This is a genomic window from Nocardia sp. NPDC041819 (assembly GCF_055590505.1).
The window spans coordinates 218,776-235,405 of the sequence record NZ_JBVJAP010000007.1 but is presented as its reverse complement, the minus strand read 5'-3'; the positions used below and the strand labels follow the sequence as shown (position 1 = coordinate 235,405).

Below are 16,630 nucleotides of genomic sequence, written 5' to 3'. Positions count from 1 at the left end.
GCTCCTATGTGGTGAACAACGTGACAAGAAGGTCGGCGCTGGCCTGGTCGATCGATCTGTATGACAAGCACTTTCGCTTGTGGTTGTGGATCGTCACCTCTCGTGGCATCGGAAGTTGGCCTGAGAACGCTACGGCCGCACGACTATAAAGTCCCGGCAGGTCGCATCCTTGGGGCGTCAGCACGGTATGCGTTTCTGCCAGATAGAAGAGGAAGGTCTTGCCGACCTCGTTGGCAGCGAGGTGTTTTGCCAGGTAGACGCTGGTGATGGCTGCTCGACCTGCCGTGACGTCGTCGCTGGATCTGTAGAGGTAGAGGACTTCGAACCCTCGTCGCAACCGGTATGCGCCTGCGGTCGATGGGTCGACGCATGGCGTCCAGCCTGCTGATTTGAGGTTGAACCGCTCAAGGGAGTCGAATCCCGGCATCGAGGTGCGGGGCAGCGCTTTGGCCACCTCGGATAGCCGCGGCAGCGCTTCGAGCATGGCCGCGCCGGCCCGTGGCGCAAAAGCCGCATCTTCGGCCTCTGCGATGCGCTCGGCTTCGCTTCGGGTTGTCGCGACTAGGAAGGTAGCTGGTACGCCGTCCTCCGTGCTCACTGACTGCAGCCGGGAGTCCTGAGATTTGGTCAGGTTGTGTATCGCGCTTCTGGGCCAGAACCCTACAAGCCGATGGCTTCCCGACTGGGACTCGGCCAGGCAGGTGGGCGAGATCTCCCAACGCAGAGGCTGGCCACGGTCGTTCCGCTCGATCGCAATATGCCCCAGCGCCTCGAGATGACGGGTGAACGCGTCTGTGAATAGCGCTGACCCGTCGAGTTGGGCAGCTACAGACTGCAGGGAGAAGTAGGCGCCGCCTCCCAGGTGCATCAGCGCATCAATCGCAGCAGTCCAGTTGAGAGGCTCCTTTTTCACTGCGGGCAGGTCGGAGACCGTTACCTCGGGAGGAACGTCCGGTCCTCGCAGGGGCTTGTTAGTTGCGCCTCGATTGCGCGGCAACCAACAAGGATAGCGTTTAACAAGACCGCACTGCGAGCACGTCCCATCGATCAGCTTAGGCGCGTGGGCCGAACTTAGTGCGGGCGGCAGCATCATGCGATGTGCTCCGGTCACAACGCATGACGTCGGGTCTGGCGTGCCTATCTGAATTGTCGCAGGAGGCGCGGTCTGCCGTGGGCTACTCCAGAACAGCCTGCTCGACGCCGTGGCGCTCGACGCCACGCCGGATTCGCCTACTGTGACCAGTCCGTCGACGAACAGGTCGCCGTGCTCGTCTTCGGAGGCGGTGAGCGCGCCGAGTGGCGTCTGCAGCGAGTAGACCAGCCTCGCGGTGTGGCGCCACAGCCGATCGACGTCGTTGCTGGAACGAAGCCGGAGGCTGACGTGTTGGGTAGGGGCCCTGTGATCGCCGGTAAACAGCTCAACATGATAGTCGCCGTCCGTCAGCTCGAGCTCGCTCAAACCGACGACGAGCGTTCCGCTGTCAGAGGATTCCTCGAGAATCTGCTCCTTGTCCGGGTCCTTGTAGAGGACGATGCGGAGTCGTGTATCTCCTTGCGCGGTGGCCCGTATTTCCGGGGGACTGAGGCTTGACCACTTGCGAATACGTGATGGAATCCGTAGCCCGCCGGCGATGGTGAGCTGATTCTGTGCGAGCGGCACCAGCTCATTCGATCGCATCTTGCCGATCGGAGCCTTGAACAACTGAACATCGGTGAACAGAACCCATCCTTCGGGGAGACCTGCTATGTCGGTAATCCTCGAGTATCCTGGGCGCGCACATTCCTCCAGAACATGCTCGACCTCGGTCAGCGTGCCCGTTGCAGAGGCACCCCCTGAGCTGCGAACGAGCAAGAGCGAGTCGACTCCGAGCTGTAGCCGCTCGGATTGTATATAAGCGGTTTGCAATTCGTCGTAGACGAGGGGAACGACATTGGTCGGAAACCGCTTGTATTCGACCCCGTCGTTCCCTCCGTTGTGCCTGATCCTGACCAGCCCTCTCAGCATCGATCCGAAGTCGATCGTATCGGCGTAGGTAGTGCGCCATAGCCCTCCGATGTTCGGGCTGAACGCGAGGCCGGTCCATTGGCCGGCCGTCTGCAGGACCTCCACGCGTCCGTCCGTGTCGCTGATCAGCGGCCGAAGTCCGAGGGCAAGGTCCAACGCTTGTCCCCGCCAGCTATTCCTCAAGCTGGCCAGCAGCAGTACTCGTCCGACGGTGGCGTTGGAAGACCCTTGGATAGCGCCATCCCAGTTGGCCAACTCGACGGCGGCGATAGCCGCGATCCGGTCATGAGATTCCTTGCGTCGCCAGAGCCTGCGAAGCGCAGCCGATGTCGCTGACTTCTCCGAATTGATCCACGTGTCGAGGTAGGTGACGAGGTCCTCAGGAGCCAGCCGCATACCGGGGTTAAGCCCAAACTGAACGAACATCTGGGGCAGCCTTTTCCGGTCTCCTCCTCTGACAAGGGCCTGAGACATCGGAAGTCCGATGTATCTGTGTGTCAGCGCATAGGCGGTGGGAAGCCCGCGTTCGCCTTCGAGGTTCTCAAGCCACGTGTTGAGGCAGCCCCAAAGGAACTCCGCCGAATTCGTGTACTGCGGACGAACACGACTGTGGTCGGCAAGTGAGAGCAGCCGCGCTAGGCGTGGATAGTACGCATGCGCAGCGAGGACCCCGTCGGCATTGCCCATGTCTTCTGCAGCAAGTACCGACGCCGCCAGGAAGGCCAGGCAGGGAGGCTGACTGGTGGATTTCCGGCCGCAACGGCGTGACTCGTCAACCAGCCACTGCAGCGAGAAGGTTCCATCCGCGTTGACGGTCACCGATCGCACAGCCGCCGAGAGCGCCGCGCGCGGCTCGAGGCCGTCGACTTGGGCCGCATGAGCTACTTGCCTCAACCTATCGGCTTCGAGATCCATATAGGCCGGGACAGGTTCGTCGGTGGGAGGGTAGATGACCTCGGCGATGGCGGCATTCCAGCGGAGGTAGTCGTCGGGCAGTTGGCGGCGCCGCGCGGAGACCTGTGCGCGGCCTCGCTGCTTCCCCTGATGACGTGTAACCATGGCACCCTTCGCAACTGGGCTGAATTGGCGCAGACCCTAGCCTAGAGCTACGACAATCAGCTGCGAGCTGGATTTGAGCTCATCCATCCAGCCACTCCAGTTGGAACTATCGCCTGAAGGCGTTCGCTGGTTACGCAGCGCTTACTGGAGCACAGCGGTCAGGCACTTCCGGGACAGAGCGAGGGGTCGGCTTCGACCTCGTGCAGGGCGGCCCAGCTTGTTTGGATGGAGATGCTCATGACGTATCGGGACGCGCGTTGCCCTTGGATCGACTGGAAGCGTGCCGGTCGATCACTCGTCAAAACAGGCGCAGGGCTGGTCGGTGGGCGGAACTCCATTGCGGAGGTTGTCGAGCGCCAGGGTGTAGGCAGCTTCGAAGGTATCAACGTCGTGCCCCTCAGCGAGCGCCTCGCCGCCTTCGTCGGCGTCGTACAAGCCGACGAGCCAGTGAACGATCTCGCTGCGCTCCTCCGCGAGACCTGGATCGGTAGTGGTCGCCAGCAGTTCAAGCGAATATGAGGTTCCTGCAAGCTCGTCTATGCGCGCTTGAATCGCCATGCATCCCCCGCCGGTATTGACAACCCGGCCTGGCTCCTGCAGGCGATCGGCGAGGTAGTTCAGTTCCGGGGCATAGATCTGCGCGAGGTTGCGTTCATATTCGGCGATGCGTTCTTCCCGTGTGCTCACAATGCTCCCTGCGTGATCGCCGTCTGGAACTACTCGGAGCCAGACCTAGTGGATTTCGGGCCGTGGGGTCAGTCGAATTCTAATTCGAAGCTCGACTCTTCCAGATCGTCGTTCGCCTCCTTGGACGCCTTGGAATCCTGGAGCACCGAACCAACCAAGGCTTTCACATCAATAGCCTTCGGCTCAGGTTCGGTCCTTCCTTCGACGCGGGCCAGTCGTTGCGCCGAGAGGTATGTCAGCCGCACTGCCTGGACAACCAGGGCCCGCCGTAGTCCAGGCGAAACCTCGCCGCGTTCGCGAGCCACGGCAGCAAGTCTGGAGATCGCCTCCGCCCGGCGCGCAATGCGGATGTCGGGATGCTCGCGCTCAGCGCGTACCTCCGCGGAGATCAGAGGCAGCCGGAGCGAGGCCGGGAGGTCGCAGCGCGGCGACACCGGCGGGATCTTTTCGTTGAGGATGGCGTGGTAACGCGAATTATCGATAGCGTCGAGGTAGACTGTGTATTCGCACCGGTTTAGATGGCGCAGGGCTTTTGCGAAAGCGTCTTTGTCATTATTTTTAGTTACGTCCTCGTATTCCCATAGCGGCCAAATTGCGACTTCGGCGACTTCGAAAATGTCGAGAATCCTCATCGCGACGGCATCGGTGCGTTGGTTGGTCAGATGTCGTTGAATTCGGACACGCAATTGCTCATTAGTTTGTCCGACGTAAATCGGCTCACCGTCGTAATCATAGAAGGCATACACGCCCCATTTGGCGGAGGCCCAAGTGCGGCCCTGATCATCCTTCGCGCTGAGGAAATCCTTCAGCAAACTGCGGAAGTCTCGAACATCAGGTGCAGGCAACTCGTTCCGCTTGGGCGCTTTCTGAACGCCGTTGAGCGAAGTTTTCCCATGACTGGACATCGGACTCCCCCGGTAGCACGATCCGGCTGCTCCGTACGACCGATAGGAGCAGCGATGATCTTCGTCGACTGATCGGTGGGGATGCTACCCGGCGGGAAACGTTCCGGCGACGCGGTAGGAGTTACGGAGGGTTGTGATTGCCATGTCGGCTGGTCGTGACGGCTTCGGCGAGGCGGGCGAGGGCTCGGTCGTCGCGGGTCTGGCACTCCCAAACGATGAGCACGTCCCAGCCGAGGGTGCGGAGTTCGTCGAGTCGACGACGGTCGCGAGCGACGTTTCCATCGAGCTTGCGGGTCCAGTATTCGGTGTTGGACGAGGGTCGGGTCGCGTGTTTGCAGCCGGGGTGCTGGTGCCAGAAACAGCCATGGACGAACACGGCTATTCGCCGTGAGGGAAATACAAGGTCGGGCTTGCCCGGCAGGTTGTTGTCGTGCAACCGATACCGCAGCCCCGCAGCGTGGAGATATCGGCGAACTGCCATCTCGGGTGTAGTGTCGCGCGACCGCACCGCTCGCATGGTGCGGCTGCGCTGCTCGGATGATTCAGTCATTCGTCAACAGGGCTCGGCTTCCGCCGATCCTTGACGTCGATTTTCATCGCTTGATCTGTCTCAAACTCTTCGATGATCGCGTTGTACCTGGTTACCAGTTCATGGATGACGTCACTTCGGCGACGCTCGGCGAAGCCGGCGAGTTCGTACAGGTTCAGCGCGATGAACTGCTCGGCATCGAAGACATCGACTCTGTCCGTCAGCTCTGCGGCAAGCAGCAACCCTTCGGCCAGGGAGGTGCCCTTCTTCGAGGAGGTAGTGACGATGATCGGCCGGAACCCTTCGCTGAGATTTTCTCGACACCGCTGGATGAGGTTTTCGTTGGGTGCGACGGTGACGTGGATGGCGGCGTCCTCGACTACGAAGTCTGCTGCCCTATGGGTGTGCTGGTCGGCTGTGGCGTGACCGTGGTGGGCGACCTCCACCTTCCCCTTAAGGGCGCAGTCGAGCTTTGCACCGACTAGATGCTGCAGGACCGCGCCCGCATACCGGCTACCCGGCGCTTCGGTATCGCGTTTCTCTGCCTGGGCAATGATGTCGCGGATAACTGAGCGCATACCATTCGAGGGGTCGAGCTGCAGGGTGAGCGGTTTCGCCGCCAGCTTCTCACGGACCCGGTCTATCCAGAAGGCTTCCGCCGTGTCGAGGTTGACGGGACCAATGCCGTTGCGTTCGTTGAGGAAGGCGACGTATAGGCGCATTTGGGCCGGACTTGCGCGATTGCTCCGACCACCCATGCGCGACAGCGGCCGATCGATGCCATTGCGCTTCAAGATCCTGTTGACCGCAGTCGCGTTGAGTCCTGAAACCTGCCCGCCCCCATCGGTCAGAAGCACCTCTGGGTCCAGCGGCAGACCCTGCCGAGCGCGATCGGTGAGATAAAGGCCCACCGACAGGGCACCCCTGTTGTCGAACTTGTGCTCGGCAACGAAGTCGCGCAGGGCGGCGGTCAGATCCTCGACGGTCACGCAGACAGTTTGACAGACGCCGCCCTGGACAGGGATTCGAAGGATCGCCCGTCGTTCAACGGGGGTTCGACAAGGTCACCTGTGCCAGTGGCCGATGACCTGACTCGCGAATCCGCCTGAGATCGACCCCGCCGCCAAGCGTCTGGTCAGCGGCAGGAGGTTGTGGTCATGCCGGAATCCTCATCTGCTCGGCAAGAGCCGCTGACTGCTCCGTTAGCAACGGTTCAAGCAGGCTACGGGCAAGGAACCGGACCACATTGACGACAACGCCGTCACCTGCCAGATGATAAGCATCGTTGTACCTTTCAGGCAGCACGTAGTCATCGTCGAGCCCCATCAGCCGAGCGGCTTCACGAGGTGAGAGCAGGCGCGAACGGACCTGGTCCGGTTCGATGACGAGGATGGTTTGCCGACTCGACCCGCCGCCGGGCGTGCGTAAGCATCCGGCGATATCGTCGAAGCGAACCTCTGCCCGTTGTACCTTAGCGCGGGCGCCCGTGGTCTCGTCGATCACCGGGCCTTCGGGACGCATCCGTTTGTAGACGGTGCCGACCATGCGCTCGCCGGTGGCCTTGGCTCGCAGCTCGGCGGTATGCACTTTGGCCCGGTTTCCCGGGTTCATCATTGCCAGCAGACGCTCGGTCTCGCCCGCCGTGTGCCAGGGCACGCCGGTCGGGTCTCCGGGCTCGATCAACTCGGCCAAGGTCTGGAAGCGGTCACGCGTGGAGGGAGGAGCCGGGAGGTTCCACCACACCCACGAGTCTTCGCCTTCCGGATCGGCAGCCATAAAGCGGTGCGCTGCCGCCACCAGGGCCGTTGTGTGCCATGTCGGGTCCGGCCCGGAAATCTCCAGCCGCGGGTCCACTACGACGTCGCGGTCGACGGCGACGATGAACAACCGCGGACGTGATTGTGGAACCCAGTGCGCAGCGTTGATCACCACGGCGCCGAACCGATAATTTCCCGCGCGTAGATGCCGACCGAGGTTGACGAAGTCCTGGCCCCTACCGGCCGTAAGCGCGCCGACGACGTTCTCGAGTACCACGATAGCGGGGCCGCGTCCTTGCTCACGTAGGCGAAGCATGAGCTTCCAGAAGGGATGGAATGCGCCCGATCGAGCGCCACTCAATCCCGCCCCTGGCCCCGCAAGCGAGAGATCTTGACACGGAAAAGAGGCCCAGGCCAAGTCGGCGTCGCCGACCAGATGCTCGGGGGTCAGGTCGGCGACATCGCCTTCGAAGAGATGGTCATCCCCCCAGTTCGAGCGGTAGCTAGCGGCCTTTTTGGCGTCAATATCGTTGGCGAGCAAGCAACGCCACTGCTGGCCGAGCCCGGACCTGGCCATGCCGCCGCCGGCGAAGAACTCGTAGAACGTGTGCATCTCTGCCCTCTCTCATCTCGCCGCTCGTCCCGATCAAGCCGCCGACCTGCGTCGAAACCGATCGGGCTTCGCCGACCCGCTTACCTGGGAAGCGGTCGGCGGCCCGCGGATCGGCAGACGATCCCAAAACTACAGCGTTGTCATTATGGTGTCGCAGGCCGGGCGCTTGCGCCGTGTCGGATCGGTGTCGGCCCTGCGACTGTCGATACTCGGTCATGCTGTCGAGCGCCTCGGCGCGTGCCTTGGAGGTTTTCGCAGCTAGATGGCGCTTGGCGGAGCGCCGCTTCGGCTGGGCGGAACTTGTCAGTGGTCTCCTCTATCCTCCGGGCTGGTTCGTTCGTAACAGCGGGGAGCAGGCATGGGGGTCGTCGAGCATACGCAGACGACAGTTCGTCGAAGCGTCCCGCCTTGGCTCGGAGTGACCGGCTTGCGACCTGCAGTCAGCGGCCGTGTGATCGCCGATCATCTCTTCGAGCTGGCTGACAGGAGTTTGATGTCTGTTGATATGTTTGCCCGCCGGTTCCTGCAGGAGTTGGGGAAGCAGCCGGAGTTCGTCAACCCGGGGCCGCGGGACTCCCGCGTGTGGCCGCGAAAGGGCTCTCAGAATGGCGAGTTCCCGGCGTGGCGTGCGCTGTTCTCGGCGATGTGTCTCTATGGACACAGCACTGGCTACAAACTTTTCTCCTTCGAATCGTTCTTCGACCAGTGCAAGAAGGCGTACACGAGGGATCATCCAGAGAAGGAGCGATTCGCGCGGTACTTTTCGGAGCCCCTTCTGCCAGGGATGCGTCACCGCATCGGGGTCTGGTACGAGTCGGGGATGGCTGAAACTTATCTTTATGCCTGCCTAGTCGAAGCGATCGAGGACAAGGCGAAGCTCGGAATGGTGCTCTACGATCCACGGGCGGACTGGAAGCTCAAGGCCGACATGACGGTGTTGATCGGCGGAATCGCGATGCGAGTCAGTGCGTTCGCAGGAGAGATTGAATCCCGGCCACGGACCGAAGCTGCTCGGGACATCATCGAGAGAGACCGGAAGCAGAACACGTCAGAATCAGCGCACTGGGAAAACCAGGCATATGAGAATCTTCCGACATTCGAGATCAGCTGTGTCGACGAGGACTGCCGCCGCGTGAATGGAGTCCGTCTTTTTTCGACCTCAGCAGTCAACCAGTTGCTAGAGCAGCTGTACGACCGCGCACGCGTTGAGGGGGACCGTTACCACTTCGAATCCGGAAAGTGTGTTGCCCGGAAGCGTGGAAACGTGCCATGACGTGACTCTGCGGTTGAAACCCGGATGACAACGACTGGCCCGCGGGACGGGCCATTCGCAGAGGTTCCATTTCAGGAGGAGCGCCCGGTCCGAGCCAGCGGGGCACGTCAGGCAGGGGTCAACCGCTGGCAGCGCCCAAGGTGTCCCATACTTCTCGTTCTCGCTAAGAACTCCTAAGAAAGCGAGAGGCTGACCAGTCGGCGCTGGCGGCTGATGCCGTCGGCCAGGCTGAGGAAGCTTCGCGGCTGTCGTCGCGAACCTCCCAACGCACAAGTAACCGCCGGAACCAGTGCAGGAAGGACTACTCGATCACCGACCGTTGCACGCCCAAGCCGGAACCGTGCTCGACGCCGCGACGGCGATGAACGGCCCTAACCGCTTGTCGTGCAGTAACATCCGGTACTCGTCGTGGTCGTAGCCGGGTCGGCATAAAGGCCTGCGGGCGTCGGCGGGGACGTCCCGCGTCGTCCCCGGATCCGCGGAATCGCCTCGATCACGCCTACGACGACCCTGAGCGCGCCGCCCACCAGGCCGGCAATACCCGCGAGGTGTCCAAGGCGCACTACATCGACGCGCCGGAGACCGTTCCGGACAATCGAGACGTGCTCAAGCGGTAGGCCTGGGTCTCCACAGGCCCGAAACGTGAGATGCCTGTGAGAACCGCTCGAATCCCAACCCCCCGTCGAAGCGACACCCCTTCCGCCCCAGGTCGGAAAAGGTTTGGCTGTCGGGCTGATTGCGTGTCTTAACCACCATCGCGAGCTCGACCGGCGCGTTGCTGAGAACCGCGACGACATACCTGATCCTGTGCCGCTTGCGCCACACCGACCTACAGCACCCGGTAGTCATGTCCGTCTACCTCATGACCGCCGCAGCAGGCTTCATCGGCGTGAACCGCGCTGAATCTCATCAACTATGTCGCCGATTGTGCGCTATAGCGTCTGGGCGGATGGCCCTGAGCAGTAGCCCTGTCGTACGGCTGCCGATGTGAATGGGACCGAGCCGAGGGTGGTAAGTCGGTCCGGCGTAGGTAAGCTCAGCGATCGGCCGTGTAGCGGAAAGGGGGTGCTGACAGTGCATTTGAGTCGCCTGCGAGTCCAAGGTTTGCGAGCGAGTGTCGAAGCGCCGATCGAGGTGCGTCTACCCGGACGGTTCGCGGTGCTCGTGGGTGCGAACAGCGCCGGGAAGACTACATTCAGCGATGCCGCCTACCTCGGACACGGTGAAGTCTTCCCCAGCCTGGGGCGCTTCAGCTCGGCAGCCCTCGGGAAGGGGGTCCGCGAGGTCGAGATCGACTACGAGCTCGAAAGCACGGGCCGCGAGGGGCCACTCGGGCAGCAGATTCTCTCGCACTACACGGGCCTGGCCCCGGGAGACAAGGCAGTGACATGGTCGAGGACCCTGTCCGGAGGCCTGGGGGCGATTCGCTCGCAGTGGTCGATCACACCCCCGGACTTCAGCAGCGCCATCAAGTTGCTCTACCTTCCGGCCCATCGCAATCCATTGGATGAACTCGCGCGGCGTGAAGCACGGATCCTGGTGGAATTGCTTCGCGCGCAGCAACAACGCTTGAGCCAGACAAGGAATCTGACCGGACTTCGGATGCGCGCGTGGAGGCTTCTGGAAGATCTCAGTAAGGATCCAGTCATCGAAGCAGTCGAGGAGCGCATCACCAATCACCTGATCTCGCTCACTGCAGGAGTGTCGAAGCACTGGCCTTACGTTCGTGGTCAGCGTGTCGATGACGGGTATCTCGCCCGCGTCCTGGAACTGATGTTGGCGGTGATGGAAGGCCGACCCTACGCGCGGCCACTGGAGGTTTCCGGGCTCGGGTACGTCAATCTGCTACATATGGCGGTCGTCCTGGCTGCGATTCCGGACGCGACTGCTGTCGCGTCATCACAGTCGTCCGCGCCGATTGGTCCGAGCGGGTTTCCCGAATTCGGATTCGCCGTCTCGCCAGAGTTCGATCGATCAGGCCGTGATGAAGATATCGAGACTTTCAGCGAGGCCGCGGGAGAACTGACACAGGCCGCCGAGGAGGCGCGGCTGGTCGAGGACTCGTTCTTCCAGGAGAGCCCTTTCCATGCGACGGTAATCATCGAAGAGCCCGAGGCTCATCTGCACCCACAGTTGCAGTATCGACTGGTTCGTCATCTGCGCAGGTCGGTGCAGGAACGACCTGAACTGCAGATCATCCTGTCGAGCCACGCGCCGGAGGTAATCACCGCCGCCAGGCCGGAGGATCTGGTCGTCCTGCGCAAGAGATCCAACGGTGCACGCATCAGCCATGCCATCGCCACGATCCCCATGAACCAGAAACACGAAGTGATGCGAAAGACGCGGCTGCACTTGGATGCTACACGCACCGCCGCGATCTTCGCCGAACGAGTCCTGCTCGTCGAAGGTGTCACCGAGGTGGCGCTTATCCGTGAACTCGCCCGCGTGTGGGCAGGCGCCAGCCTCGACAAACAAGCGTTCGTCGACGCCTTGACCATCACCGCGATGGGAACCAAGGTCGGATCCTGGCCTGTGCGACTGCTGGCGACACGAGACCACGAACTGTGCAACCGGCTCGCTATCCTCACCGATAGCGACAAACAAGTCCACGAACAGCCAACGCCCCCGACCTGGCTGAGCGAACACGACGGCGACATCGTTCGCGTATTCCTGAGCCATCCCACGCTGGAGCCGACACTCGTACCCGGAAACGAAAACCTCATTGCTGCAGCACTCGCCGAACTCGGCCTCCTCCAGACGCAACCGGTGACATTCGACTCGGTCCTTGCCCTGTTCCAGAGCGCTAAAGTGGCGAACAACGCTCAGGTCCGAGCAGCTGGAAAGGGTGCGAAGAAAAAAGGCGAGTTCGCGCTGGCCGTCGCCGAACAGGTTACGCTGGCAGTCGAGAACGCCGCCCCTGTGACCGTACCCGAAGGTATTTCGGACGCTCTACAGTTTCTTTTCGGCGACGATATCGGTGCGAATCCGGGCACGGCAGGCGACGAGGAATCGCCTTTCTGTGACTCGGCTTCGGAGGCCGATTGACCAGCAGCAAGGTCGAGTTGCGATCTCCTCCGTTGACCGTCGAGCAGGTAATCGCTGCCGGGACCAGATTGCCGACTGTATTGGTCGAGGCCGCGCCGGGCTCCGGAAAGACGACGGTCGCAGCACAGAGGTTCGGATGCTTGCGATATCGAGTGCAGCTAACCGAGAGCGGTTCACGTGACAATCGGGCAGTCGTCGCGGTCAGCTTCACCAAGTCCGCCACGCGCGAGTTGCGAACCAGGACCGCGGCGTTGTGGGGTCCTTCGGCACTTCGCTGGCCACATCAAGTCGTCACGATCGATACATTCATCCAGGTCCTGCTTGAGGATCTGCTCGACACCGGACTGATTGCATGGTCAGGCGGCCACACGAAGCTCACCGTCCATGACTCGTGGAAGGCGCTGATCCGCCATGACAAGGAGGGATACAAAACATCGGTGGCGACCTACGTGAATGGCTCCATCAACCTTGCTGATAAGACCGTCGAGCGTCAGCCCGTTCCGGACCGCCGAGAAGTGGAATCCCAGCTAGCCAACGGGCACTGCACCCACGAGGACATCCGATCCGTCCTGCACACCGCGCTGGATCATGAGCCTATCCGCGATCGCGTCCGGCAGAGATTGAATAAAACCATTCGTTGTCTGATCGTCGATGAAGTATACGACGCCAACGAGTTGGATCTGCTGTTAGTTACGATAGCTGCCGAGGCCGGTTGCGAGATCACCATTATTGGCGATCCCTGGCAGGCCCTCTACGGATTCCGAGGTGCGAGCCCGGACCGGGTTCCTGAACTCTCACAAACGCTGCGCATGACAACGCTGCACCTGTCGCGATCCTTCCGTTTCCGCTCCCAAGAGCAGCGTGATCTGGCCACCGCGTTGCGATCCGGCACCGGGATCGAGTTGCCAGTCGTCGTTTCCGGATTCGACTGTGACGTCGTGATCGCCGCGACGTGGAAACAGCTCTGGACTTGCGCTCGGCCCGAAGTCATACCGCTCGCATGGGGGCCCGCGAGCAACGAATCCCCATACGCGCTGGCAACCATCCTTCTCGACCTTTCCGCCCGCCAACTCACAGGAACGGGAGCGGTCTTCAAAGCCGAAGCCATGTCGGCTCTTAAACTGACCGATGCCGATTTCGAAGCAATACGCCCGAGCCTCATGCAAGCCCTTCAAGGACTCGCCGACGCAGCGGATTCAGCCGACCTCATCGAAGCCTACAACTATCTCGTTGAAATCTTCCACCGGCCGAACATAGACGCCGTTCTGCCTACAGAGCCGAACGCCGCTATGTTGCAGCAACTATGGGCCATCGGTGAGCGTCTCCGTATCGGTACAGCATGTGTACCGGGAATGACTGCGCATCAGGCCAAAGGTCGGGAATGGGACAGAGTCGGCGTCTGCCTCACGACCACTGATCGTTGGTGGCTCAAGCGCGGACTTCGTCGAGATCGAGAGCCGCACCGTGTGCTCTATGTTGCCTGCACGCGGGCTCGGGTGGAAACCGTAGAGATTAGCGCGGCGTTCGGTCGATAGCTCGTCCGCAGTGAATCTCTGGCTTGAACGCCATATTGAGCCGGCCCCTTTTCCGTATTTCCGATTAGCAGGGTGAACGAGCCGGGTGAACGGGACCGTCGAAGAATGTTCGGCACTGCGTGCGATAGGAGACCATGCAAGCGATCGTCACCGCCCAGCGTCTGGTTCCGGATGCCGCCCGGATCAATCTCATTCCAGCAATGCGGATACAGATCGCTTTCTGGTACGGCGGACACTTGGACACACTCACTTCCACGAACTCGCGGTCTACTCGGTCGCCAGGGCAACAGGAGCCCGGGCGTATTCCCACGCCACCAGCCTACGTGCCAGCCGAAACCGCAACAACTTCTCACCGTCGCTCCCCTCGAAAACTTGCCCGGCGGCACCCCTTCACGTGTTGCATTGTCACTGGATTTGCAGGGGCGCGACACCAGTTTCCACGACCAAGTTCTCAAGTTCGCGGCATTACCGGGCATCCTTCGGGCTCACTGTCGGCCGGTGCCCTCTATAAATCGATCGAACGGTATTGGTCGCACGTGGGATCACCCGCTTTGCCCGTTGAACGACCTTTCTGCTCACTTCTGCCTGCCATAACCACGGAGTTCGGACGTGCCCGCCGTGGTGCCCGGAGTCCTCCAACCATCCGCCTCGATACCCGCGATCCGGAAGACTAGACTCACAGCTGGCTACCCGCAACATATTTCGGCATCACCGGCGCGATATAACGAGAGGGACTCCTGTATGTGGAACGAAGCTCGCGAGGCCAAGGAGGCCCTGGTGACGCTACCCGCGCTCACAGGAGCGGCCGTCGCACGGCTCGACACCTACACACCGGCGCGGGTCACCCACGAGCACGCCGCGGAGATGACGCAGGTAATCCGATGAGGGCCAAACCGAGCCGACTTGATGGTGTCGGTCGCAACGGTTTCGGCAGCCTCCGTCACGCTGAGGGGTCGACCACCAAGCTCGTCGGAGGCGGCCTCACGGTTCACGCAGAGTACTCGGGTAGCGAGTTGTTTCTCACCATCACCGATGAGGCACCCGCCGGTCGGCGTGATGTGATCCTGAGGCTCAGCCGGTTTACGGGTCGCGTCGAGCCGAAGACCCAGCACGCCGCCGGGCTCGACAGCCTGCACCATTCGGCCGTATCGGACACGAAGATCGGCGGCGGCGGTCTCACCGTCCGCGTCGAGTACTCCGGCGGCGAGGTGCTTCTCCTCGTCACCGACGAAGAAGCACCCGCCGACCGACGCAAAACCATCCTGAATCTTAATCGGAACACCAGGGCCATCGACTGGAACTCCGGCCGCACACTGATAGCCGCAGACAAATGGCGGGACTGACGGCAAGCCTCAGGCCGACAACCTCGGTATTTCTCGGGTGATGTGCGGGACCCAGGGCGCCATCCGCCACTGGACCGGCAGCGTATCGACCGGCCCGCGGCATCGTTCTCGACCGGATCAAAAGCCAACCGGGCATACATCGTGAACACCGACACCGTCAGGGCCGCATCGCCCGACGTGTCGACGATTCCCCGTGCCTCGCAACGGATTTTGGCATGCTGATAAATCATGATCAGTGTTCTGGTTGCAGTCGTCGGTGTTTTGGGAACTGCCCTCGGGGCTTCGCTCACGGCCATCATTTCGGCCCGCACCGAAAACCGCCGACAGGCTGCCTTGGAGCGGCAGCAGGCGCGGCAAGAGCTGACTCAAAAGGGCGACCGAGCTCTCGAAGTACGGATCGAGCATCTCCGGTGGTGCCGCGAGCGCCGCCAGTCTGCCTACATCGACTTCCTCGATGCCCTCAACGCCGCAGATCGGGCTAACCAGCAGTACTTCCGTGACCGCCGCGCAGCGCCCGAATCGGTGCCAGTTCAAGAAGCCCGGGTTGTGGAAATCAGGCGACTGTTCAAAGAGACGGAGCACGCTGGGAACAAGGTTTTGCTCGAAGGACCAGCGGACGTTGCTGAAGCGGCCTACAAGTTAGTCGGAGTGCAGTCTGTTCTGGTCCGGGAAGTACAAGAATATGGTGAAGCACATGCAGCTTCGGTGGAAGCCTCCCATGAACGGGCCAGGGCAGCCGAGACGACCGGACTCGACTATCTGGTTGCCCACCGCGAGTTCATCGGTGTCGCACGCGCAGCACTCGACGAGGTGATCGACGCGAGCTGATTCTGGCGACTCCGACATGCGGGACAACCCGAACACAAGATCTTCGGAGATGCTCGTCCGGAGAAAGTAGTTCCAGATTCCGCGCGGAGTGGGGGATGTCGGTCCGGATGAAAGGGCTGTGGTCTTCAGGCATAGAGGTGGGTTCCTGAACAGATGGTGCGATAAGGGCGTCCCGCTGGCGGCTGTGCCTCGCAGCAGGGGAGTCAGCGACGTAGAAGGTGTGTCATGTTGCCGTTTCGGATGGGCTTGCGCCCACGCCGCCAAGCATCAGACGTTTCTCGGTCATCCGCAGGCGTTTCGCGGGACCGATCGGCCACCAGTTGTCGAGTTCGACCAGGCCGGGCTCGATCAGTTCCAGATCACCGAACTACGAGGGGATCTGCTCGCAGGTGCGGTGCCAGCCGCAGCCCAAGCCCATTTCGGTGAAACGCCGTTGGAGTTCGATGGCCATCTCGTGCGCCTCGCCGCCGTCGTCGGGCTCGGAGAAATGCGTGATCGCGACGTAGGAGCCTGCGGGCAGCGCATCGATGTACTGACGCATGATCCCGGCAGGATCGAGGTCGTCGTCGCCATCGTGGTGAAGAGTTCCTCCAGGTCGTCGCAGGCAGCATCGAGATCGTCGAAAGCCATCAAACGCTTCTTGATCCGTCCGGCGAACGGCCCGAACCGCTCAGCTTCGACCTGTTTGACATGCTCGAAGTTCCACACCGGTCGGCCAGCCTTGGTCCGCTCGGTTCGAGGTCCGAATACTGCCTCCAGGTCCTGTTTGCGGTAGCCCAGCAGGCGTAGATCCACCTCGGAGATTTGGCCGTGTTCGGCCAAGTCGCCGTCTTCGTTCTCCCACTCGGGTGTTGCGCGGTACTCGTCGATGACGCGCTCGTCGTCCAGATCGGATTCGTACACGCTCCCCATCAGAATTCCCCCCCGTTGGTGCCTCGGCGGGCTTGTGACCCGCCCCCTTGAGGAATTTACCGCGACGGTGGATCGAGTGCCGCAGAAGCGAGTCGTTCAGCGGACTCGGCAAGTAGAAGCCGAGCGAGCAATGGTGGTC

The 16,630-nt window shown here is 61.7% G+C and carries 13 protein-coding genes; 6 read left to right on the top strand and 7 right to left on the bottom strand.

Translation table 11 applies throughout. The features are described 5' to 3' along the window. Positions 1-4: 4 nt before the first annotated feature. From ACZ6DL_RS21580 to ACZ6DL_RS21555, 6 genes are all read right to left on the bottom strand, one after another. Positions 5-3,064: a hypothetical protein gene (locus ACZ6DL_RS21580; protein ID WP_466053547.1), complete on the bottom strand. Its 3,060-nt coding sequence runs from the start codon at positions 3,062-3,064 to the stop codon at positions 5-7. 291 nt (positions 3,065-3,355) lie between these two features. After that, positions 3,356-3,751: a hypothetical protein gene (locus tag ACZ6DL_RS21575; RefSeq protein WP_466053545.1), complete on the bottom strand. Its 396-nt coding sequence runs from the start codon at positions 3,749-3,751 to the stop codon at positions 3,356-3,358. 68 nt (positions 3,752-3,819) lie between these two features. Further along, positions 3,820-4,656 (bottom strand): GIY-YIG nuclease family protein, encoded by an 837-nt coding sequence (locus tag ACZ6DL_RS21570; RefSeq protein ID WP_466053543.1) that lies wholly within the window; start codon positions 4,654-4,656, stop codon positions 3,820-3,822. Positions 4,657-4,777: 121 nt separating this feature from the next. Continuing rightward, positions 4,778-5,137, bottom strand: coding sequence for a very short patch repair endonuclease (locus ACZ6DL_RS21565; protein WP_466053541.1), 360 nt, complete (start codon positions 5,135-5,137; stop codon positions 4,778-4,780). A 65-nt stretch (positions 5,138-5,202) separates the two neighbouring features. Next, a complete protein-coding gene (locus ACZ6DL_RS21560; RefSeq protein WP_466053539.1) occupies positions 5,203-6,174 on the bottom strand; it encodes a DUF4928 family protein in 972 nt (323 codons plus the stop codon). A gap of 166 nt (positions 6,175-6,340) precedes the next feature. After that, the gene (locus ACZ6DL_RS21555) at positions 6,341-7,555 is read right to left on the bottom strand and encodes a DNA cytosine methyltransferase (protein ID WP_466053537.1); all 1,215 of its coding nucleotides are present in this window, start codon (positions 7,553-7,555) and stop codon (positions 6,341-6,343) included. Between the two features lie 358 nt (positions 7,556-7,913). On the opposite strand from ACZ6DL_RS21555, the gene ACZ6DL_RS21550 reads away from it, so the two are divergent. The 6 genes from ACZ6DL_RS21550 (at position 7,914) to ACZ6DL_RS21525 (ending at position 15,579) form a co-directional block, all read left to right on the top strand. After that, entirely contained in the window at positions 7,914-8,828 is a 915-nt protein-coding gene (locus tag ACZ6DL_RS21550; RefSeq protein ID WP_466053535.1) for a hypothetical protein, read from the top strand. A gap of 1,065 nt (positions 8,829-9,893) precedes the next feature. Further along, positions 9,894-11,873, top strand: a complete 1,980-nt coding sequence (locus ACZ6DL_RS21545; protein WP_466053533.1) for an ATP-dependent nuclease — start codon at positions 9,894-9,896, stop codon at positions 11,871-11,873. Continuing rightward, a complete protein-coding gene (locus ACZ6DL_RS21540) occupies positions 11,870-13,408 on the top strand; it encodes a UvrD-helicase domain-containing protein (protein ID WP_466053531.1) in 1,539 nt (512 codons plus the stop codon). Before ACZ6DL_RS21545 ends, ACZ6DL_RS21540 begins: the two co-directional genes overlap by 4 nt. A gap of 741 nt (positions 13,409-14,149) precedes the next feature. Next, positions 14,150-14,293: a hypothetical protein gene (locus tag ACZ6DL_RS21535; RefSeq protein ID WP_466053529.1), complete on the top strand. Its 144-nt coding sequence runs from the start codon at positions 14,150-14,152 to the stop codon at positions 14,291-14,293. Further along, positions 14,290-14,751 (top strand): hypothetical protein, encoded by a 462-nt coding sequence (locus tag ACZ6DL_RS21530; RefSeq protein ID WP_466053527.1) that lies wholly within the window; start codon positions 14,290-14,292, stop codon positions 14,749-14,751. The genes ACZ6DL_RS21535 and ACZ6DL_RS21530 overlap by 4 nt, the downstream gene beginning before the upstream one ends. 228 nt (positions 14,752-14,979) lie before the next feature. Further along, positions 14,980-15,579: a hypothetical protein gene (locus ACZ6DL_RS21525; protein ID WP_466053525.1), complete on the top strand. Its 600-nt coding sequence runs from the start codon at positions 14,980-14,982 to the stop codon at positions 15,577-15,579. 348 nt (positions 15,580-15,927) lie between these two features. Here ACZ6DL_RS21525 and ACZ6DL_RS21520 read toward each other — a convergent pair whose 3' ends face one another. Continuing rightward, entirely contained in the window at positions 15,928-16,482 is a 555-nt protein-coding gene (locus ACZ6DL_RS21520; RefSeq protein WP_466053523.1) for a hypothetical protein, read from the bottom strand. Positions 16,483-16,630: the final 148 nt, after the last annotated feature.

Bases quoted from the DNA above. Each gene is read 5' to 3' on its own strand.
- ACZ6DL_RS21580 (WP_466053547.1), bottom strand. From the start codon at position 3,064: ATGGTTACACGTCATCAGGGGAAGCAGCGAGGCCGCGCACAGGTCTCC.
- ACZ6DL_RS21530 (WP_466053527.1), top strand. From the start codon at position 14,290: ATGAGGGCCAAACCGAGCCGACTTGATGGTGTCGGTCGCAACGGTTTC.
- ACZ6DL_RS21555 (WP_466053537.1), bottom strand. From the start codon at position 7,555: ATGCACACGTTCTACGAGTTCTTCGCCGGCGGCGGCATGGCCAGGTCC.
- ACZ6DL_RS21570 (WP_466053543.1), bottom strand. From the start codon at position 4,656: ATGTCCAGTCATGGGAAAACTTCGCTCAACGGCGTTCAGAAAGCGCCC.
- ACZ6DL_RS21550 (WP_466053535.1), top strand. From the start codon at position 7,914: ATGGGGGTCGTCGAGCATACGCAGACGACAGTTCGTCGAAGCGTCCCG.
- ACZ6DL_RS21565 (WP_466053541.1), bottom strand. From the start codon at position 5,137: ATGGCAGTTCGCCGATATCTCCACGCTGCGGGGCTGCGGTATCGGTTG.
- ACZ6DL_RS21535 (WP_466053529.1), top strand. From the start codon at position 14,150: ATGTGGAACGAAGCTCGCGAGGCCAAGGAGGCCCTGGTGACGCTACCC.
- ACZ6DL_RS21525 (WP_466053525.1), top strand. From the start codon at position 14,980: ATGATCAGTGTTCTGGTTGCAGTCGTCGGTGTTTTGGGAACTGCCCTC.